Raw genomic sequence first — 19,271 nt, 5'->3', positions numbered from 1 at the left:
ATCCGTTGGTGTGGGGTGGGGTGTGTGTTTTTTAACAGCGCCCGTGGGGGGCCGCGTCTGCCCCCCCGCTCCAGAGTTTGGGGGGGGGCCCCTTCCCGTTTCCCCGGGCACCGGCCGGTGCGGGTCGAGGCCCCCGGACCGACCGGTGCCCGGGTGACATCACCCCGCGCCCGGGTGGGTCACCTCGCTCGGCTCGGCGTACTCAAGGATCTCCAGCTCGCACTCCTTGCCGCATTCGCCGCAGCGGCGTACGTCGGCATCGCCCTCGAAGCGCAGGTGGATCATCTCTGCACGGGGTGCCTTGCAACGAGAACAGTGCGCCTCACGCACGGTCCGTATCGGTTCGCCGTATCGGTTCGTCATGTCAGCATCCTGCCGGACCGGTGGCCCCCTCGAAGACGGCACTGACCGCAGACCCGGACTCTGCTCATTCACGGCTCTGACGATCCACTCGCCGACTGTGACGCCTCAACTGGCAGGACCCCTGCGCTTCGACGCCACTGAGGTAACAGTCCACCAGGACCTCAGGAGCCTGATCCGCAGCAGCCCGCTACCCGCCCTGAGCACCCGAAGTTTCCACTAGCTGATCATGATCTTGAATTTTGAGGACCAAGGTATCGTCACTTCGTGACGATACAATCCTTAAAGACGACCGGATTTGACCGGAAGAGTGCGGGGGGTGAGCGGGCCGATGGCGTGGGTGACCATGATCGGCCCGTCCGACGAGCAGGTTGAGTACCGCCTCACCGGCGGCCACGGCTGCGGGAAGTCGGTCACCGTCGACGCCGCGCCCCTCGTCGCCGCGATCGAGGCCAAGGCGGAGGAGGCCGGGACCACCGTCGCCGCACTGCTCGGCTCCACCGAGGCCAAGAAGTCCTACTTCCGGGCCCGCGCCCAACTTCGCAACGCCAAGCCCGCGCGGTTCACCGGGTTCGCCGCCGTCGAGGTCGCCGCCGCAGCTGGCCTCAACGCCCGCGAGCTGTACGGCGAACAGGTCCTCCCGCGCCAGGCCGCTGGTGGGCAGGTGGACTACCACCTCGACGCCAGCGAACGCCCCCTCGTGTGGATCGGTGAGGGCCTCCGGGAGTTCGACATCGAGCCCGGCAGCGTGCTCGCCCCCGCCCAGTTCCAGGCGGCTCGGCGCCTCATGTATGGCGAGGACCCCCGCACCGGCCAGACCCTCGTGGAACCCATGGTCGCCATCGCGCCGGCCGCGAAGCTGCCCGCCGCCCCGCTGGTCCGCGCGATCCGCCGCGCTGCCGCCGAACGCAGCGTGAGCCCTGCGAGCCTGCTGGACTCCCAGCGGAAGAAGGACGCCTTCCGCAGGATGGAGAACCAGCTCGCCCGGTTCGGCGAGTCGCACCGCGTCCCGGCCTCCACCCTGCTCAAGCTCGCCGACGCAGTCGGCGTCGACGCCGTCGCCCTGTACGGCGAAGCCGCGTTGGAGAAGGCCGTCGCCGCCGAGGCGGGCGGACGCCTCGACGCCCGCGCGCTCCTGCGCGCCGTCCAGGCCCGCGCCGCCGAAACCGGCCAGGACCCCGCGGACCTCTTCACCGCAGTGTCCATGAAGCGCCGGTACGCCCAGACCGCGAGCCAGGGAGAACGGCGCCTCCGTGACCTGCCGATGGACGTCCGCGAGGCCGTCGCCATGGCGAAGGCAGCAGGGCTCGCGCCCCAAGAGGTGTGGGACGCCGAGGAGATCAAGGCCGCCCTCCTCGAAGGACGTGTGCAGATCGGCAACCGCGGAGCGGACGTCACCCTCGACCTCGCGAAGTCCCAGTCCGCGTTCCTCGCCTACGCCCCCGAGGAGATCGCGACCCAGGTCGAAGCCATCTACACCTCCGCCGGCCGCGAGTCCGTCAGCGCGCTCGAACGCTGGACCGCGTACGGCATGCGCGGTCGCAACGGCGACGGCGCCGCGCCGGAGACCGTGAAGACCAGCGGCTTCTCCGGCTGGATGATGGTCCACCGCGCCGCCCGGCCCGTCGACGGCGCCCCCTACGGCGACCCTCACTTCCACCTCCACTTCACGCTCGCCAACATGGCCAAGGGCGTAGACGGCCAGTGGTCCACCGTGGCCGCCGGAGGCCGTGACCTCAACCGCCACGCCCGCGCCACCCAGGCCCTCATGAACGCCCGCATCCGCCGGGAGCTGACCGATGAGTTCGGCATCACCTTCCGCCGCGAAGAGCGCACCGGTGCCTGGGAGATCGCCGCGATCCCCGAGGCCACGATCCGCCTGTTCAGCAAGCGCGACAGCCAGGTCCGGGACCTCCTGACCAAGCTGGGAATCGACTACGACAGCGCCACCACCCGCGAGCGCACCGCAGCCTCCACCGCGTCCAAGGCCGCGAAGAATGGCGAGGCCGCCGGTGTCGAGGATGACGTGCTGCGCGCCTACTGGCAGGCCGAAGGCCGCCGCGCCGGCGACGACCCCGAGGCCATCGCGGCCAGCGCCATCAAGCAGGACCGGACCGGCCAGAACCCGGACCTCGACCAGCTGTGCGCCCAGGTCTTCGACCCCAAGACCGGCTTGACCAGCCACAGCAAGGAGTTCACCCACGCCGCCGCCATCGCCGCCGTCCTGGACGCCCTCCCGTACGGAGTCGCCGACGCCGACGAAGCAGAGCGGCTCACCAACTCCGTCCTGCGGCACGCCGGATACGCGGTCAAGCTGAACCCCAAGGGCGCCCAGCACTTCACCCACGCCGACCGCTACACCACGGCCGACGTGATCGCCGCCGAAGCGCTCATCGTCACCGAGGCCACCAACCGCCTCAACGAGCACGCGGCCGTCGTCAGCCACGACACCGTCGCCATGACCCTGTCCGCCGTCGAAGCCCAGCACGGCGGCGAGTTCGCGTTCTCTGTCGAACAGCGAGCCGTCCTCGAACGACTGCTGACCGCAGGCCACGGGATCGACGCGGTCGAAGGCGTCGCCGGAGCGGGCAAGACCACGATCATGAACACCGCGCGGCAGGCATGGGAGGCCAACGGGCTCGTCATCGCCGGTGCCAGCACCGCCGCCGTCGCCGCCGCGAACCTCAAGGCGGAAGCCGGCATCACCAGCCGCACCCTCGCCTCCTGGCTCACCGGCATCCGCACCGGCGGACCCGGACTCACCGGCGTTGACGTGCTGGTCGTGGACGAGGCTGCGATGTGCGATGACCGCGACATCGCCGAGCTCCTCGCCCACGCCGCGACAACGGGCACCAAGGTCATCGGAGTCGGCGACCCGAAGCAGCTGCACGCGCCCGGCATCGGCGGGTCCTTCGCCGCCGTCCACCGCATCGTGGGCGGACTCAGCCTCACCGAGAACTTTCGACAGCGGGACCGCGTCGAGCGCCGAGCGCTCGAACTGTGGCGTGACGACAAGCGCGTGGACGCTCTCCGCGCCTTCGCCGGAACCGGCCGCGTCCACGCCCTGACGGACAAGGACGAGGCCCTCGCCGCGATGCTCACCGTCTGGGCCGACAAGCGCGATGTGCACACCGACGACCACACCGCCGTGCAGCAGCTGCTCATGCTCGCCTCCACCAACGAGGTCGTGGAAGAGCTCAACATCGGCGCCCGCGCGCTGCGGAAGGCCAGCGGCGCCCTCACCGGCCCGGAACACCTCTTCGCCCTGGCCGGCGGCGGCGAACTGGCACTGTCAGTCGGTGACCAGGTGCTCCTCCGGACCAACGACTACCGCAGCAAGCGGACCCGAGGCGAGAACGACGACGTCCTCAACGGGTTCCGCGGGATCGTGCGCGCAGTGGACGAGGACCGCCGAGTCCTCGTCGAGTGGCGCACGAAGACCGAGGACGGCGGCCACCGCGACGTCGCCGAATGGGTCGACGCCGACTACATAGCCCACGGCGGACTCAGCCTCGGCTACGCCATCACCGGACACAAGAGCCAGGGACTCAGCGTCGAGGAAGTCCTGGTCTACGGCCCCGGCGCGCAGGCCAACGCCCTCTACACGATGATGTCCAGGGACAAGAAGGAGACCCACCTCTTCCTGCCGCTGTCCGTCTACGAGACCGACGCCGACCGCGCCCGCGCAGGCGAAGCGCTCACCGACCAGGAACAGCTCGACCGCGCCGTCGCAGGCCTTATCCGCGAGATCGAGACCGGCACCGAGGAACGCATGATCCTCACCGAACTCCCGACGGCCGCCGTCCCCGCCCACGTCCGGCACATCGTCCCCGACCTGCCGATCCCGCGCGCTCCCGGCACCGGCGACATCCCCGAGCCGGATGACATCGAGGAGATCGCGCCGGAGCCCGGGCCGCGCCGTACCACCGGCACCGCCAACCGGGCCGCGCCGCAGGCCGCAATCCCGGAACCCCGGCCCACGGCCTCCGCCCGCCCGTATGCCCACCTCAACAACGAGGCCCTGCGCGACGCCGCGCGCAAGGCCGCCGCCGCCGCACGCGCCACCAGGACGGCCGCAGAGAAGGCCGAGGCCGCCGCGGACCGCGCCGAGCAGAACGCGACCGCCGGAACCGGCCCCAACGTGCTCGCGCTCAGCCGCCGGCACCAGGACGTCGCTGAACGCGCCGGAGCGATCCGCGCCGTGCGCGCCCTGGCAGGGGTCATCGCCGAACACACGGCCCGGCTGCACGGCACCCAGGACCGCGTCAGCGGGATCGAGCAGCAGCTGGCCGCCACCGGACGGTTCGGTCGTCCCGTACTGCGCGGAGACCAGCGGACCGCCGTCGAAGCAGAACGCGAGGACCTCGTGCGGACCCGCCACACGGCCGAGCAGGAGCTGGAGAGCGCGAAGGACCGGTTCCGCGAAGTCGCCCACCAGGCCGGTCCCGTTGGCGAGCACGAAGCCGTGCTCGCGGAAGCCGACATGCCGCAGGAGACGAAGGCCACCCTGCGGCGACGAGCCCAGGACAAGGACACCCAGGCGGCCAAGTCCTCCCGCACCGAGGCGACCAAGGCGCGCGCTACCGCGCGCAAGGCCGACAGCCGGGTGTCCGGTCTCCGGGAGGAACTGACTTGGCGAACCGATCGGAGTCGGCAGAACCCCGACACCGAAGAGGCGGCGGCGCCGGTCACGCCGCACGCGGAGTCCCAGTACGCCAAGTACGCGGAGGCGGAAGCTCTGCACCTGCACGGTGTACCGGAAGATTCGCTGGCTGCACCGCTGCCGTAAGGATGCTGACAGCCATGGCGTGGGCACCTACAGCTGAGGCGCGCCGGTCAAGCCAGCAGGAGCAGACCGTCCCCAATTCGCGGAGGCAGCCGAGCTGCTGGCCGACCGGGGCCACATCCCTATCTGGCGGCGGGACCGGTTGCCGGGACCTGTTGTTCCACCTCATCGAACTCCCCGTCTGCGGCGCCGGCCTGGAACGCCTCCCACTCGCCGGGGGTGTAGACCAGCAACGGGCCATCCCGATCCGCACCGTTGCGCACCACCACGTAGCCGTCCGGGAGGAATGCTGCCTGCGGCCCGTCGGTGTACCCGGGGGCGCCCAGCCAGGTCACCTTGGAGAGCTCTTCCGAGGTGACTGCCCGCTTCTCCTCGTTCATCTGAGCTCCCGCAGTCGACAGGGGTATGGATACCTCTACGCGGTGGAACGGTGCCGATCTGGCTGGCGTCCGCAAGGGCCATCCCGCTTACACGGACTGGGAGCTCACTCTATCGGCCGGCCCCGCCTGCGGGGTAGGGCGTAGCCACAGGCGGGACCGGTGCGTACGATCAATGGGCGCGCGCTACAGGCTGTGGCTCCACCATTCGCTACGGGGTGGCGGGGCCACAGACTTACCTCAGACCGCGACCAGTACCGGGGTGCCGGTGCCGACGGCGCGTACGAATGCGGTGAAGGCCTCCGTCTGGTGGCGCAGTGCCGGGCCGTTCGGGTCCTCCGAGTCGACGACCAGGACCTGGGGCCCCGGTAGGAACGGAACGAGAAGTCCGGGTTGCTGTCAAATCTTTTGGCGGACCGTAATCGGGTCCGCCAGGATGCCCCGGTGAGTGATGACCTGAGGATCGGCTTCTTGAAGGCGAAGACCTCGATCGCCTCGTCGGCGGCGACCTGCGGCATCACCGCGGCGAAGGCCACCAGGGTGGCCAGGCGCCGGTGGCCGCCGAGCTCGGCCACGGCCTGTGCCCGGGCGGCCTTGGCGAAGCGCACCAGCGCCTGGATGCGGCCGGGCGGTATCGCCGTCAGGTCCCAGCCGGGGCCGCCGAAGGTCTTCAGCGCGTGGTAGCGCTCCAATGCGGTGCCTGCGGGTGGTGGTCTTCACCCAACGGGCGCAACCCGCCGTGGCGGTGCCGCTCACGGCCGCCGGTCCGCTCGCAGGGCGCGCATCGCCGCGTGCCGCATCGCGGCCACCGGCGCCTGGTGGCCGGTCTGGAGTTCGACCTGCCGGGCGGCCTGATGGATCAGCATGGGCAGGCCCGCGATGACGGTGCTGCCCGCCCGCCCGGCGGTTTGGGCGAGGTGGGTGGGCCAGGGCCGGTAGACGACGTCGAGCAGGGTGTTGCCTGCGGCCGGCCACCCGGGCGCGAGCGGGTCGGCGGCTCCGGGCGGGAGGGCGGAGACCACCAGCTCCGCCGCGAGGTGGCGCTTGGCCTCGTTCCAGGGCCGCACCCGCAGGGGGATGCCGAGGCGCGCTGCGGCGCCTTCAAGGTCGCCGGTTCGGGCCGTGTCCCGGGCAAGGGCGGTCGCCTCGGTGCAGCCCAGGGTGTGCAGCACCGCCAGGGCGGTGGCGGCGGTCGCCCCGGCGCCGAGCACACACGCCGACCCGACCCGGGTGACGCCCACCTCGCGCAGGGCGTGAAGCATGCCGGTGACGTCGGTGTTCTCCCCCCGGAGTCGGCCGTCGCGGATGGTGACGGTGTTCGCGGTGCCGGTGGCCCGGACGGTGTCGGTGACCTCGTGCAGCAGGGGGACCGCGGTGCGCTTGAGCGGCATGGTCAGCGACAGGCCGGCCCAGGTGCCGTCCAGGCCGGCGAGGAAGCCGGGCAGGTCGTCGGGCATGCAGTCGATCGCTCGGTAGGTCCAGTCGAGGCCGAGTTCCCCGTAGGCGGCGCGGTGCAGGACCGGGGAGAGGGCCTGGCCGATCGGTGAGCCGAGGATGGCGAGCTGCTTCATCGCGGTCCGCTTCTACGTCGGGAGTTCGTGGTCGGCGAAGGCGCCGCCCGTGAACCGGTCCGTGAGCACTCCGGTTGCCGGGTGGCGGGCGGCGTCGTCCCCGGGCCGGTAGCCGAGCAGGTCCCAGCCGGCGGCCGGCCACCAGCGCTCGGTGTTGCCGGAGGTGCCGTACACCACCAGGAACCGTTCGGGCAGCGGGCGGGTGGCGGCAGCGTGCAGCAGGTCGGTGGCGTCGCCGGGGCTGAGCCATGTCGCCCGGTGACGGGGCTCGCTGGGTGCGGTGCGGTAGCTGCCGATCCGCACCGCGACGACTTCAAGGCCGCTCTTGTGGGCGTAGAGGCGGCCCAGGGCCTCCCCGGTGACCTTGCTGACGGCGTAGAAGCTGTCCGGCGCGAGCGCCTGCTCGTCGGGCGCGGTGCCGACCGGCAGCAGGCCGGTCACGTGGTGGCTGCTGGCCAGCACCACCCGGGGCACCCGCTGGCGGCGGGCGGCCTCCAGGACGTGGTGGGTGCCGGTGATGTTGTGCTCCACCATCGTCGCGAACGGTCCCTCCTGCGAGGCGGCGGCGAGGTGGATGATCGCCCGTACCCCGGTGGCTGCCCGCTCGACGGCGCCGAGGTCGCGCAGGTCCGCCTCGATGAACTCCGCGCCGTCAGGCAGACCGGTGGGCGGGGTCGTGCGGTCGAGCAGCCGCAGCGGCAGGCCGCGCTGGGCGAGGTCGGCGGCCAGGCGTCGGCCGATGGCGCCGCTGGAGCCGGTGACCAGCCAGGTCACGGCCGGTGGTGGAGCATCGCCGCGACGCCCTCGTCGCTCGGGGCGTAGGCGATGCCGCGCAGGACGGCGACCGGGGCGCCGCGTCCGCGCTGGCCCAGGATGATCCCGGCGGCGGCGGCGATGAGGTCGGCGAAGGTCTCCTCCTGCCGCTTGCCACCGTGCTCGGTGGTCCGCAGCGGGGCGATTCCGGCGGCGCCGATGGAGATGACGGTCGCCCCGCGCCGGTCGGCCCGCCCGTCGGAGTCGGCGATCACGACCGCGACCCGGGCGCCGGTGGCAGCGTTCAGGGCGTCGCGCAGGGCCCGGGCGGAGGCGTCCGGGTCGGCGGGCAGCAGCCAGGCACCATCCGTACCGGCGCGGTCGATCCCGGCGGAGGTCAGCTGGTAGCCCAGTGTGTGCCGGGCGATGATCGGGCCCTTCTCGGTGGCCAGGAAGTGCGAGGTCGAGGAATCCAGGATGAGCTGGACCATCGGGGCGGGCTTGCCCGTACGGGCCGAGATCTCCACGGCTTCGGGCGAGGGGGTGACGGTGGCCAGGTCGACGTAGCGCTTCTCCGCGATGGAGACGACCTTGGAGGCCACCACCATGATGTCGCCGTCGCGCAGTTCGGCGCCGCTGGCGTCGGCGGCGCCGAGGATGGCGCCGGCCAGGTCGTCGCCCATCTCGACGTCGGGGAACGGTTCCAGGGCGAAGGCGGAGAAACCGGAAGTGGCGGTCATCGCGGGACTCCAGGAGTGAGGGCGGTGTGCAGGCGGGCGTGGGCGGCGGCGAGCGTGGCGGCCCGCTGCCGGGGTGCGGCGCCCTGACCACCGGTGAGCCAGTCGCGCACGCGCCAGACGTAGTGCGGCCACAGCCGACGCGCCGCATCGACCGCCGGACCACCGGAGTTGACGGAGTGCCAGGCATCGGCCACGGGCAGCGGCCAGGGATGCCCATGGTATCCGTCCGGGGCCGGGGTGAGGCCGTCCAGCACGGTCAGCATCGCCTGAAGACGCTCCGGTGCCAGTACCCGGTCCCCGACCCGGTACGCCGCTGGCGCCACCGCGTCGGCAGGAGTGCGGGCTGCGGTGAGGTGCAGCAGTACGGGCACGGCCTGCCGGTAGATGTCCGGCAGGTGGGGGAAGGAGCCGGCGTGCAGCTTCGCCTCCTCGAACCGTACGGAGGCGACGGGGCCGTGGGCGGCGGCGGTCAGCAGCAGGAACGCGTCGATGCCGTAGCCGTCCACGCACCCGGCCAGCTCGCGGGGCAGGGCGTCGTAGGCGCGGACGGCCGCGGCCAGCGCGGCTGCGGACAGGGCGAGGTCGCCAGCCAGTGGCTGGGGAACGTCCAGGCCGGTGGCGGCGGCGATCAGCGGCCGGGCGAGGTGGTTGGTGAGGTTGGCCTCGTCCCAGTGCCGCGGGTAGTCGGCGATCGCCAACCCCGCGCCCGCGCGCGCCCGCTCCACCAGGGCGCGATAGACGGCCGGGTCGGGGTTCTTGGTGTCGGTGTCGGCGATCAGCACCACCTCGGCGCCGGCCACTTCCGGGCGGCGGGCGGCGGCGAGGATCTGGGCGCCCTTGCCCCGCACCAGGCAGGTCAGAGCAGTCTTCGCCGCCCGGGTCGGGGCGGCGGTGAAGGCGCTGGTGGTGGCGGGGGTGTCGGAGGAGTCCGCGTTCACGATGACCGCCCCGGACCCGCTGAGGGCCCGGTCGACGGCGGCGGTGACGGCGGCGACGGTGGCCGGCTCGTTGCGGCTGGGCAGGATCGCGGCGGCCCTCATCCGGCGGCCTCCTTGGCGAGCAGCTCGGCGGCGGCGTGCGCGTCGGGTGCGTACAGGTAGTCGAACCGGCCGGCGGCCAGGCGGGAGATCAGGTGGCTTCGCCACCTGGCCAGCGCCGGGGCGTCCAGCGGCCAGACGGGCCCGTACGGCACCGCGCCCACCCCGGCCAGCGGGGTGGGCAGGCCGGACAGGTAGCGGGTCAGCAGCTCGTGCAGCCGCAGGCCCTCGTTCACGGACAGCGGCACCGCCGGCCTCAGCGCCGATGTCCGCCCGGGGTGGACGGCCAGGCGTACGACCCATCCGAGCGGTGCTGGGCTGGCTGCGAACGGCGCCAGGTCGAGTACGTGCTTGGGGGCGAGCGGCGCGTGCGGTTCGCGGACGGCGGCGGTGGGCTTGCCCGGCCACACCGCCACCTGCCCGCCGTCCTCTTCGGCGAGGACGACCAGGTCGTCCCCGGCGTGGACCCAGCCCCGCTCGGCCAGGGCGAGCGCGGTGGTGGTCTTGCCCGCGCCCTTGTCGCCCAGCAGCAGCACCGCTCGCCCGTCCGGGGGCACCAGGGCGGTGGCGTGGACGGTGACCTTGCCGCGCCGCTGGCGGACGCGCTCCAGCGCGGTGTACGTCAGGTACGCCAGGGAGGCGGAGACCGCGCTGTCGTGGGGCAGGCGGATGCGGACCGTGTCGGCGTCGGCGGTGACGTCGGCCGTCCCGATGGCGATCTCGACGGCCGCCAGCCCCTCGCTGGCGCCCGGTTCGCCCAGGTGCCAGCCGCCGGGCAGAAACCTCGCCGCGGCCCGCGCCGCCGCGGTGTCCAGGTGCTCGGGCAGGCGGACGACGGCCCGGACGTGGCCGGTGGTGAGCTGATGGAGGGTCACTGCACCGCCTGGTCGAGATCGGCCAGCAGTTGCTCGACAGGCTCGATCTTCGGCAGGTAGCGGCCGGCGAGCAGGTCCTCCAGCCAGTCGGTGCGGGCCAGGGTCGCGCGGACCAGTTCCTCGGCCGCTCCGGGCGGCGCGTCGAGCGTGGTGGTGGTCTCGATGGAGGCGGGCTGGTCGTAGGGGGCGCCGTTGCGCCACAGCAGCGCGATGCGGGACGGGCCGAAGTGCTCGGCGACGGCGCGGGCAGCGGTGTCGGCGAGCCAGCCGCCGACCTTGCCGACGTGGTAGGCCGGGTTCTTGCCGAACGTGGCCTCGTTGCCGGCCAGGTGGGCGCCACTGATCACCCCGCTGCGGGCGTTGCCCCGGCCGACCAAGCCGTCCTCGCCGTAGTCGACGGCCGAGCCGGACAGCGTGAAGTACTGCCCCGACAGCGGACCGGTGCGACTGCCACGGGTGTTGCACACCACCTGAACCGCCCCGGGCCACCGGGCGGTGAGCTGATCGGTTAGCTCGCGCGCCGCCGTGGTGACGGCGTCGTCGAACTCGGCCGCGCCGGTCAGGTGCCCGGCGACGGCAGGCACGCACACGGTGACCGTGAGGCCCTCGCCGCGGCGCACGGCCAGGGCTTTGATGTCGCTGCCCGCCCACCCCAGGCGCCGGAACCACGCCTCGGCCAGCAGCACCACGGTCTCGGTGGCGGTGCGCGGGGCGGAGCCGACGAGGTAGGCGGTGTCATTGGAGAACGCCTCCGGCCGCTCCGGCAGGTCGGCCAGCGACCGGGGGGCGAACCAGGTGGGGAACTTGCTGGAGTCGGTGCTCTCGTGCCGGACCTCCAGCTTGACCCGCTCGAAGCCGGGCAGGCAGGCCCGCAGGTGGTCGACGGCCGCCTGCTCCAGGATCTCGCGCACCGGCAGCGGCGCCCCGGCGAAGCTGGTCGAGATCCGGCCGCCGAAGACGACCCGCAGCGGCCGGTCGTAGACGCCGTCGGTGTCGGTGAACGCGGCCCGTCCGCCGAGGACGGCGACCTTGTCGAGGTTGTGGTGCAGCACCGCGCCGAAGGTATCCAGGCAGTGACGGCTGTAGCGGATGGAGGCGAGTTCGGCGATGCCGTCGGCGAGGGTGTCGGGGTGGCCGACGCCCTTGCGTTCCACGACCTCGACGGCCAGCTCAGAGGGCAGCGGCGTGCGCACGCCCGGCAACGCGGGCTTCGCGGTAGACACGGTCGATCACCTCCAGAGGACGCCGCAGCGCCGTCAGCGGGAACAGGCAGGGATGAACGGAGCCACCACCGACGGTGGCCAGGACGGCGGCGTACATCTGCTGCCGCAGCAGCTCATGGGTCGGGGCCTTGGCCGGGTCACCGAGGCCGGCTTCGAGGTTGCGCCCGCGCACCTCAAGACGCCGTCCGTCAGCGAGGTGGAGGACGAGCTCGTGGCACGGCGGCCCGTCGTAATCGACGCGGGCGTCCACCGCGAGCACCTGGCCGCCTGCCAGGTGCAGCTCGGCGGTGATGCGGTCCTCGCTGTCGGCCAGGTGCCTGCGGTGGTTCGCCTCGGCGGTCACGGCTTCCAGCCGACCGGGCATCAGGCGGAGCGCAAGGGCCAGGCCGTGGATGGCCTGCTGGTGCAGCACCCCGCCGGCAGTGGCGTAGGCACGGCGCCAGCCCCGGAAGTAGTCGGGGTCGCGCCGCACCGCCAGCAGCACCTCGGCCCGGGCGATGGCCGGGGGTTGGGCGAGCAGAGCGGCAAGTCCCGGGGCGAAGTGCGGCTGGAAGCCGACGAAGATCCGCTCGTCACCGCTCTGGTAAGCGAGCGCGGCCGGGTCGGTGGTGGCGGGCTTCTCCACGATCACCACGGCGCCCGTGAGGGCGGCGGCCCGGGCCGCGGTCAGCGCCGTACCGGGCGGGGCGGCGACGACCACCAGGTCGAAGACGGCCGCGTCCAGCGCGGAGCGCCACGAGGTGAAGTACGCCGCACCCGGCGGCAGCGCGGCGGGCGGCACGGGGTCGGCGACAGCGCACGCCGCCACGCCGGGCATCACAGTGAGGACGGCCAGGTGCTTCTGCCCGACCTCGCCGGCCCCGACCAGCAGCACCCGGCAGGTCACCGCACACCGCCGGGCAGCGCGGCACGCAGGAACTCCGCCCCGGCGGCCAGCGCCTCAGCGGGGACATCGCGCACGTGGGTCTCCAGCGCGTACGGCAGCACCGGCTGGGCGGCGTGCAGCAGTGGCAGCACCTCGCAGTAGGGGACGACGCCGGTCCCGGCCGGGCAGAACACCCGCCCGCCGTCCCCGGTGGGCCGGTAGTCCTTGACGTGCACGTAGCCGACGTACGGCGCCAGCGCCTTGACGACGTCGCCGGTGGCCTGGCCGACCTCGTGGAGGTTGGCCACGTCCAGCCATAGCCCAAGGCCCTGCCCGTGGTAGCGCTCCAGCACCTCCAGCAGCCCCTCGGCGTGAGCGACGGTGCACACCGGCTCGTTCTCCAGCAGCAGCCGCACCCCGGCCCGGTTCGCCAGGTCCAGCGCGCGGGCCAGCAGCGGGTCACCGGCGAAGGACTCGGTCAGGCCCTCCTCGACCCGCAGGTGGGAGAAGACCCGCACGATCGGCGCGCCGAGCAGGCTGGCGACCTCGATCGCCCGCTCGACCCAGCCCAGCCGCTCCCCGGAGGCAACCCGGGTGGGGAAGCCGAAGCTGTCCACCCGGCCCGGAGTGGCCTCCGGGCGGCACCACTTCCACAACGGCGACGCCAGCGACGCCACCGCCAGACCGCGCTCGTCGGACAGCGCCCGGATGTGCCGCAGCCGCTCGTCGGCAAGCGTCAGCGCGTTCGCGCCCTCGGCGGAGCGGATCTCCAGCCGGCCGATCCCCAGCTTCACGGCCAGGTCCATGCCGGCCACCGGGTCGGGGCCGAGCTCATCGGGGTTGAGCACCAACGTGCTGGCGGTACGGGTGTTCACGGCGGGTCAGTCTCCTTCGGTCAAGCGGCGGGAAACGGTCCTGGTGCCGGGGCGCCTGGGCACCCCGGCACCAGGTTCAGCAGCTGTCAGCCGGCCTGATCAGCGGCCCGGGTACGGCGGCTGCGGCGGGCCCGGCGGCGGCGGGGGCGCAGGCGGGGGCGGGGGCGGGGGCTGCGGCCCGAAGGTCGGGGCGGCATTGGCGAGCATCTTCACCTCCAAGGGTTGGGAAGAGCCGCCACCATCTCCCGGCGCGCGCCGCGCCCGACAGCCCGTCAGCTCACCCAAAACCCGGACAGAATGCGCCCGTTGGACAACCCTTGGACACATGACCGTTCCCTCGCCCCGGCTCTCGCCCGAGGCCGTCCGCGACCAGCTGGCCCGGCTCCGCCAAGGCCCCGCCCTCGGCCATCCCGGCGCGGTCACGGCCCTCAGCGACCAACTGCGGGCGCTGCTGCTGGAGCGCCAGCCGCCGCTGGCGGGCACCGCGAGCGATACGACGCGCCTGCTGGCGGCCCTGCGCAGGGCGATCGACAGCCTCAGCCCGTTCGAGCGCCGCTACGCGGTCGCCGACTTCAACCTGGTGCCGGAACACTCCTGGCCGACCCTGACCGAGCGGCACGAGTCCCTGGCTCGGGTGCTCGGCTGCTCGACCAAGACGGTCCGGCGCCACGCTGGACAGGCACTGGACACCCTCGCCCTGCTGATCTGCGACGGCAGCTACCTCGCCGCCCCCGCCGGCATCACAGGCGCCGACATCGGCACCGTGCCCTCCGACACGGCAGGCCGGTTCTTCGGCATCACCACCACCGCCAACGTGCACGTGGTCTGCTCCGCGCTGGCGGCTGGCACCGACCGCCAGCGCGGCCAGGACGCCATGTTCGCCCGATACGCGGGCTTCGCCGACCTGGATGCCCTGTTCTACGTGCGCGTACGCCTGGCCCAGGCGTTCCCCGCCGCAACGATCCGCGACTTCTACCCCGGCGAGTACTACAACGCCGACCCCGACAGCGTGATCGTGCTCGGTGGCCCGCACCGCAACAGCGTCTACGCCGACTTCCTGCCCCACCTGCCCTACCGCTTCGAGTCGTCGCCGGACACCGCCATCACGTTCCCCGAGCACGGCGTGCGCCTGGCGCCTCAGTGGACGCCCGAGGGCGAGCTGCTGGCAGACCTCGCCGTCATCACCCGGCTCACCCTCGCCCAGGGCACCACCGTGATCCTGCTCGGCGGATGCCTGACCCTCGGTGTCCTCGGTGCCGCCAAGTGCCTCCTGGCCGCCGAGCACGGCCGACGCAACACCGCCTACCTGGCCGGCCTCGCCCCCACCGGCGACCTCATCGCCGTCACCACCACCCGCAAGATCGGCGGCATCACCGACACCCCGGACCTGGCCGCCACCGAACCCCTGCTCGTTCTCACCCGCGAGGGCGGCGGCGCCTTCACCACTCGCCTGGACAACACCACCCGCCAGCCGAACGGGTAACCGAACCCGCCGCGGCCTGCACCCGGGCGCCACGACGCGGCATGCTGTGCGGATGACACAGCGAGGACCCCGCCGCAGCCGCCGCCGCTTCCGGGCAGCAGCCCTCGGCCTGACCCCGGCCGAACCGTCCGAGCGGCGCCGCACCGCGCTGGTCTTCGCCGACGCCGAGTGGCCCGTGCCGCTGCCCGAGCCACCAGGGGCGGCCGGATGCTGCCAGGTGAGCTGCGAGCGCCGCACCGGCCTCGGCGGCACCGTGATGGTGATCCACCGTCACCGCGGCGACTGCCCGGTGTGGGGGCCTGCCGGGCGGGCGAGGTAGCCGTCGCGACACCGGATCAACGGACCGGACCCGTTTCGGCGTTCGGCCTTTGGCCCGTTCTCCTGACCGGACGCGGCGGGGGCGCCGATACTGGGCGTACGCAAGCAGCGACGCCAGGGGAGGGCGCGTTGGTCTTCGTGGGGACGCACGGCCAGTGGGGACGCATCGACGTGACCCAGCCGAATCTCGGCTGCGGACACGAGCGCGAGGAGATCTACAAGCCGCGCAAGCCGCCGCCGGTGGTCTGCGTGGTGTGCGCCTGGCAGCTGCACCTGGTCCACGGCACCCACCACGGCCGGGACCTGTGGTTCCTGCGGCACGCCAGCCGGGCACCTGACTGCTCGGTGCGGCTCGGCGAGGGCATGCAGCACCACCTGCTGAAACTCGACCTCGCCGCCCACGTGCGGGCCGTGGACGGCTGGCGCGCGGACTACGAGGTCGCCGCCGAGGACGGGTCCTGGCGCGCCGACGTCATGGCCACCGGCCCGGACGGACGCCGCATCGCGATGGAGGCCCAGCTCGCCTCCATCGCGGTGACCGACATCGAGGCCCGCACCGCCCGCTACCAGGCGGAGAACATCGAATGCTGCTGGTTCACCGACCGCAAGACGGTGCCCTGGCTTGACAACGTCCCCGCCGCCCGCGTCCAGCGGCCCGAGGACGGCGGCGAGGTGGTCGTCACCGCCGGCCCCGCCCGGTTCGTGCCCCGCCTGTGCGACAGCGCCTGCGGGCCGATCATCGACGGCACGCCGCTGGCCTGCCCCGGCCACGGCACCTGGCAGGGCGTGGACCCTTTCCCGCTGGCCCGCTTCGTCGCCGGCCTGTGCCACGACACCACCCGCCCGCACCACGTGCGGATCGACTTCGACCCCGTCCTGCGCTGGGTCACCCGCCCCTACCTCGCCCTGGAGGAGCAACAGCGCCGCGCCCACGCCTTCTTCGAGCAGGCCATCGACGACCAGGCGGAGATCAACCGGCGCCACCGGCAGGCCATCCACGACCTGATCGCGCGCCAGGACGACCTCAAGCGGCCGGTGGAGGAGTACCTCTACGCCCGTCTCGGGTTCTACCCCGAGCTCGCCGGCCGCGGCGATCCCACCTTCGCCATGGGTGTGCCCGTGCACGTCAACGGCCGCCCCTACGCGGTGATCTGCCCGGTTGCGAACCGCGTCGCCTTCCGTCGCACCGAACTGGCCTCGCTCATCCTGTTCGCCGCCACCGAGCGCGAACGCGACCGCATCGCCGCCCAGGCCCTGCCCGGCCAGCGCATCGAGGTCATACCCAGACCTCAGCCGCAGTGACCGCGCGGGCGGTACCTGGGGCCGCCCACCGAATCAGCCCTCGGCGGCGTCAAAAATTTTGGCAGCAACCCGGACTTCTCGTTCCGTTCCTGCCGGGCCCCGACCTCACCGGCCAGTGCGGCAGCGTTCGGGAAGCGGTGCACGAAGGACTCCATCTTTCTCGAACCAGCGCCGGTGTTGTCCGGTGCGAGCGATCGCTACCCGGGTCGCCGCCAGGGAAACGAAGAAGTGGCCCGTCGCACCTGTCGGCGCGACGGGCCACTATGCCTGACAGGTCCGGCACGCTACGGGAGTGCCGGCTCAGTCAGATTCAGGCCTCGACGGGCACCAGGGTGCCGGTGCCGACGGCGCGTACGAATGCGGTGAAGGCCTCCGGCTGGTGGCGCAGTGCCGGGCCGTTCGGGTTTTTGGAGTCGACGACCAGTACCTCGCCCGCGAGGCCGGCGACCTCGACGCAGTTCGATTCCTGGTTGCTGTAGGAGGACTTGCGAAGGACGACGCCCAGAGCAGCGGCGTTCGGGTAGTGGCTCACTTGATCTTGTCTCTCTGTTCGGTAATGAATGCATGCGACCTGTCCAGCGGGAGACCCGCGGCCGTGATCTTCTGGAAGGCCGCGTGATACGTCGCCACCAGCGCTCTCTTCTCGACCCACAGTTCGGTCGCTTGTGCAGGAACGAGAACGACATCGAGCGCGGGACGGTAGGGGAATCCGAGGATGGTGAAGGCGCCGTTCATTGCGGGGTTGAAGGCGCACCCTGCTGGCATGATTTGGATGTTGACGTTGGGAAGCCGGCTGAGCTGTATCAGTCGCTCCAGCTGGGCGCGCATGATGTCAGGACTTCCGGCGTTGACGTTCAGCGCTGCCTCGTGGATCACTGCCCACACCTCGGGTGCACCCGGCCGCGTCAGGACGGACTGGCGGGCGATCCGTACCTCGACCTTCGCCTCGGCTGCGTCGGGCGGGAGGCCTCCCAGTTCGGTGAACACCGCTCTGGCGTAGTCGGGCGTCTGCATCAGCCCCGGGATGAACGATGCTTCATAGGTCTTGATCGCCGATGCCTCGGACTCCAGTGCGGCAAGGTTGACGGTGCCCTCGCCGACGGCTCCGGTGTAGCTGATCCACCACCCCTGTTTGCCCGCGTTCTTCGCGATGTCGAGCAGGCCCGCCTTCAGATCGTCCTCGGCTTGGTAGAAGTCCAGGAGCTTCCGAACCTCGTCAACCTTGCAGGCGCCCTTGGCGTTCTCCACGCGGCTGATCTTGTAGACGCTCCATGTCGGCAGTGCCTTGTACACGTCTTCGGCGGAGTGGCCGAGCTCTTCGCGGATGCGGTGCAGCTCCGAGCCGAGCTGGATACGCCTCACGGTCTGTACGAATGCCACCCTTTGCCCCTCCTGTGTCGATCAGTTAGCACAGTGTGCCCCTCTGTAGGGAGTGTGCGCCACCGACCCGGAGTGGCATATGACACCAACTTGCCGAGAATTCGTGCAAGCTTGCGCACCGTGTCGAAGAGGTTGCGCACCCGCGCCAAAGAGGTCCATGCTGTGTGCAGCGAACAGCGGACACTCCGTTAGGAGTTGCGCGGTAGTGCCCGTCATCGCTGCCTGCTCACAGTGATCTTGAACAACCGTCAGGCCATGGCTTCCCGCAGGTGGGTCGCGTGCCGGGCGGAACCACTGCGACCGCCCCGGCCGCTTCCCCGGAACACCCCCATCGCCGCCCGTAGCGGCACCCCGGAGGAACTGACATGCCCATGGTTGAGTTCAGAATCAAAGCTACCCACAAGGCAGTTGGCGTGATCCGTCGCCGCGTGCTGGACGGCGTCCTCAAACGGCTCGACCTCTCGCCGAGCGAGATCGACGACCTCTACGTGATGTCGTCGGAGATCGGGACCAACGCCGTCGTCCACGGCACCGACGCGCAGGGAACGCACAAGGTGCACGTCGTCGCCGACCTCACCCTGAGCGGCCGGATCCGGGTGGAGGTGACGGACCCGGGTGTAGCGCCCGTCCGCCTCGCCCGGGACCGTTCGGCGGCGGAGGGTGGCCGGGGCCTGTTCATGGTCTCCCGCCTCGCCGCGGACTACGGCTTGCACCGCAACACGGTCACGCGGACCCGGACTGGGTGGTTCGAGATGGACATCGCGGCGCTCCAGCCGGAGGGCGATGAAGAGCCGGCACCGGCCACCACCTCGACGCAGGAGGCGGCGAGGCCGGTCAACACCGTCGTCCTCGACGCCCGCCTGCGCGCTGCCCGCCCGGCCGTGACCGTCGGCACGATAGGTCCCCAGCCGCTACGCGCGGCGTAGATCCCGGCGGCCCGGGCTACGGGACCAGGGCCGCCGGAGCAAGCCCCCACCTCCACCGCATCAGTCAGGAGGTGGGCCCGGAGGAGTCCCCGCCCCGGCCGCGTTCGCAGAGCCACAGGGAGCGGGCGGGGCCCCCTTCACTGCCACCCCGGACTGAGCGGATCGGGGTGGCGCGGGGCGCCCTGTCGCCGGACCGTTTCCAACGACGGGCTGGCGGTCGGGCGGGGCGCCCCGCACAGGCCTCTCGGCACCCTGCTGCGACAGGTGCCGGGGAAGGGCGCCGCGGCTCACCCCCGTGAGTCGGTTGGTGCCCCCAAAAGCAGCCCCGGGCGCCGCGGGGCTCCGGGGGGGGGGGGGGGGGGGGCCCCGGCCACCGACCCCCGCCCCCGGGGCCGCGCCC

At 72.2% G+C, this 19,271-nt stretch carries 18 protein-coding genes and 1 pseudogene; 6 read left to right on the top strand and 13 right to left on the bottom strand.

What is annotated here, in order from left to right:
* Positions 1-159 precede the first annotated feature (159 nt).
* Entirely contained in the window at positions 160-285 is a 126-nt protein-coding gene (locus tag ACFV61_RS21480) for a hypothetical protein (RefSeq protein ID WP_380493365.1), read from the bottom strand.
* 394 nt (positions 286-679) lie between these two features.
* On the opposite strand from ACFV61_RS21480, the gene ACFV61_RS21475 reads away from it, so the two are divergent.
* The gene (locus ACFV61_RS21475; RefSeq protein WP_380493363.1) at positions 680-5,149 is read left to right on the top strand and encodes an AAA family ATPase; all 4,470 of its coding nucleotides are present in this window, start codon (positions 680-682) and stop codon (positions 5,147-5,149) included.
* Positions 5,150-5,268: 119 nt separating this feature from the next.
* On the opposite strand, the gene ACFV61_RS21470 is transcribed toward ACFV61_RS21475, so the two are convergent.
* Both ACFV61_RS21470 and ACFV61_RS21465 read right to left on the bottom strand, forming a co-directional pair.
* On the bottom strand, positions 5,269-5,526 hold the full coding sequence (locus ACFV61_RS21470) for a DUF397 domain-containing protein (RefSeq protein ID WP_380493361.1): 258 nt from the start codon (positions 5,524-5,526) through the stop codon (positions 5,269-5,271).
* Positions 5,527-5,763: 237 nt separating this feature from the next.
* Positions 5,764-5,883 (bottom strand): annotated as a pseudogene (locus tag ACFV61_RS21465) (DUF397 domain-containing protein); the annotation flags it as partial.
* 84 nt (positions 5,884-5,967) lie between these two features.
* On the opposite strand from ACFV61_RS21465, the gene ACFV61_RS21460 reads away from it, so the two are divergent.
* Positions 5,968-6,207, top strand: a complete 240-nt coding sequence (locus tag ACFV61_RS21460) for a hypothetical protein (protein ID WP_380493359.1) — start codon at positions 5,968-5,970, stop codon at positions 6,205-6,207.
* 68 nt (positions 6,208-6,275) lie between these two features.
* On the opposite strand, the gene ACFV61_RS21455 is transcribed toward ACFV61_RS21460, so the two are convergent.
* From ACFV61_RS21455 to ACFV61_RS21420, 8 genes are read right to left on the bottom strand one after another with little or no spacing between them, the layout of a single operon-like run.
* On the bottom strand, positions 6,276-7,094 hold the full coding sequence (locus tag ACFV61_RS21455; RefSeq protein ID WP_380493357.1) for a shikimate dehydrogenase: 819 nt from the start codon (positions 7,092-7,094) through the stop codon (positions 6,276-6,278).
* Positions 7,095-7,106: 12 nt separating this feature from the next.
* A complete protein-coding gene (locus ACFV61_RS21450) occupies positions 7,107-7,868 on the bottom strand; it encodes an NAD-dependent epimerase/dehydratase family protein (protein WP_380493355.1) in 762 nt (253 codons plus the stop codon).
* Positions 7,865-8,587 (bottom strand): coenzyme F420-0:L-glutamate ligase, encoded by a 723-nt coding sequence (locus ACFV61_RS21445; RefSeq protein ID WP_380493353.1) that lies wholly within the window; start codon positions 8,585-8,587, stop codon positions 7,865-7,867. The genes ACFV61_RS21450 and ACFV61_RS21445 overlap by 4 nt, the downstream gene beginning before the upstream one ends.
* Positions 8,584-9,627 carry a hypothetical protein gene (locus tag ACFV61_RS21440; protein WP_380493351.1) on the bottom strand — a complete coding sequence of 348 codons (1,044 nt, stop codon included), beginning with the start codon at positions 9,625-9,627 and terminating at the stop codon, positions 8,584-8,586. Before ACFV61_RS21440 ends, ACFV61_RS21445 begins: the two co-directional genes overlap by 4 nt.
* Positions 9,624-10,499 carry a hypothetical protein gene (locus ACFV61_RS21435; RefSeq protein ID WP_380493349.1) on the bottom strand — a complete coding sequence of 292 codons (876 nt, stop codon included), beginning with the start codon at positions 10,497-10,499 and terminating at the stop codon, positions 9,624-9,626. The genes ACFV61_RS21440 and ACFV61_RS21435 overlap by 4 nt, the downstream gene beginning before the upstream one ends.
* Positions 10,496-11,722, bottom strand: a complete 1,227-nt coding sequence (locus ACFV61_RS21430; protein WP_380493347.1) for a methionine adenosyltransferase — start codon at positions 11,720-11,722, stop codon at positions 10,496-10,498. Before ACFV61_RS21430 ends, ACFV61_RS21435 begins: the two co-directional genes overlap by 4 nt.
* Positions 11,670-12,608, bottom strand: a complete 939-nt coding sequence (locus ACFV61_RS21425; protein ID WP_380493345.1) for a Gfo/Idh/MocA family oxidoreductase — start codon at positions 12,606-12,608, stop codon at positions 11,670-11,672. Before ACFV61_RS21425 ends, ACFV61_RS21430 begins: the two co-directional genes overlap by 53 nt.
* The gene (locus ACFV61_RS21420; RefSeq protein WP_380493343.1) at positions 12,605-13,462 is read right to left on the bottom strand and encodes a sugar phosphate isomerase/epimerase family protein; all 858 of its coding nucleotides are present in this window, start codon (positions 13,460-13,462) and stop codon (positions 12,605-12,607) included. Before ACFV61_RS21420 ends, ACFV61_RS21425 begins: the two co-directional genes overlap by 4 nt.
* A gap of 325 nt (positions 13,463-13,787) precedes the next feature.
* Here ACFV61_RS21420 and ACFV61_RS21415 point away from each other — a divergent pair, with 325 nt between their 5' ends.
* The 3 genes from ACFV61_RS21415 (at position 13,788) to ACFV61_RS21405 (ending at position 16,565) form a co-directional block, all read left to right on the top strand.
* Positions 13,788-14,945 (top strand): hypothetical protein, encoded by a 1,158-nt coding sequence (locus tag ACFV61_RS21415; RefSeq protein WP_380493341.1) that lies wholly within the window; start codon positions 13,788-13,790, stop codon positions 14,943-14,945.
* Between the two features lie 52 nt (positions 14,946-14,997).
* Positions 14,998-15,264: a hypothetical protein gene (locus ACFV61_RS21410; protein ID WP_380493339.1), complete on the top strand. Its 267-nt coding sequence runs from the start codon at positions 14,998-15,000 to the stop codon at positions 15,262-15,264.
* A gap of 170 nt (positions 15,265-15,434) precedes the next feature.
* Positions 15,435-16,565: a hypothetical protein gene (locus ACFV61_RS21405; RefSeq protein ID WP_380493337.1), complete on the top strand. Its 1,131-nt coding sequence runs from the start codon at positions 15,435-15,437 to the stop codon at positions 16,563-16,565.
* A gap of 310 nt (positions 16,566-16,875) precedes the next feature.
* On the opposite strand, the gene ACFV61_RS21400 is transcribed toward ACFV61_RS21405, so the two are convergent.
* Complete coding sequence (locus ACFV61_RS21400) at positions 16,876-17,097, bottom strand: DUF397 domain-containing protein (protein ID WP_380493335.1); 222 nt, start codon at positions 17,095-17,097, stop codon at positions 16,876-16,878.
* A complete protein-coding gene (locus ACFV61_RS21395) occupies positions 17,094-17,945 on the bottom strand; it encodes a helix-turn-helix domain-containing protein (protein ID WP_380493333.1) in 852 nt (283 codons plus the stop codon). The genes ACFV61_RS21400 and ACFV61_RS21395 overlap by 4 nt, the downstream gene beginning before the upstream one ends.
* A gap of 413 nt (positions 17,946-18,358) precedes the next feature.
* Here ACFV61_RS21395 and ACFV61_RS21390 point away from each other — a divergent pair, with 413 nt between their 5' ends.
* Complete coding sequence (locus ACFV61_RS21390) at positions 18,359-18,871, top strand: ATP-binding protein (RefSeq protein WP_380493331.1); 513 nt, start codon at positions 18,359-18,361, stop codon at positions 18,869-18,871.
* Positions 18,872-19,271: the final 400 nt, after the last annotated feature.

It is taken from the genome of Kitasatospora sp. NPDC059817 (assembly GCF_042731835.1).
Lineage (GTDB): Bacteria > Actinomycetota > Actinomycetes > Streptomycetales > Streptomycetaceae > Kitasatospora.
Note: the sequence above shows the minus strand (reverse complement) of the source record. Positions and strands in the feature narration are given on the sequence as shown.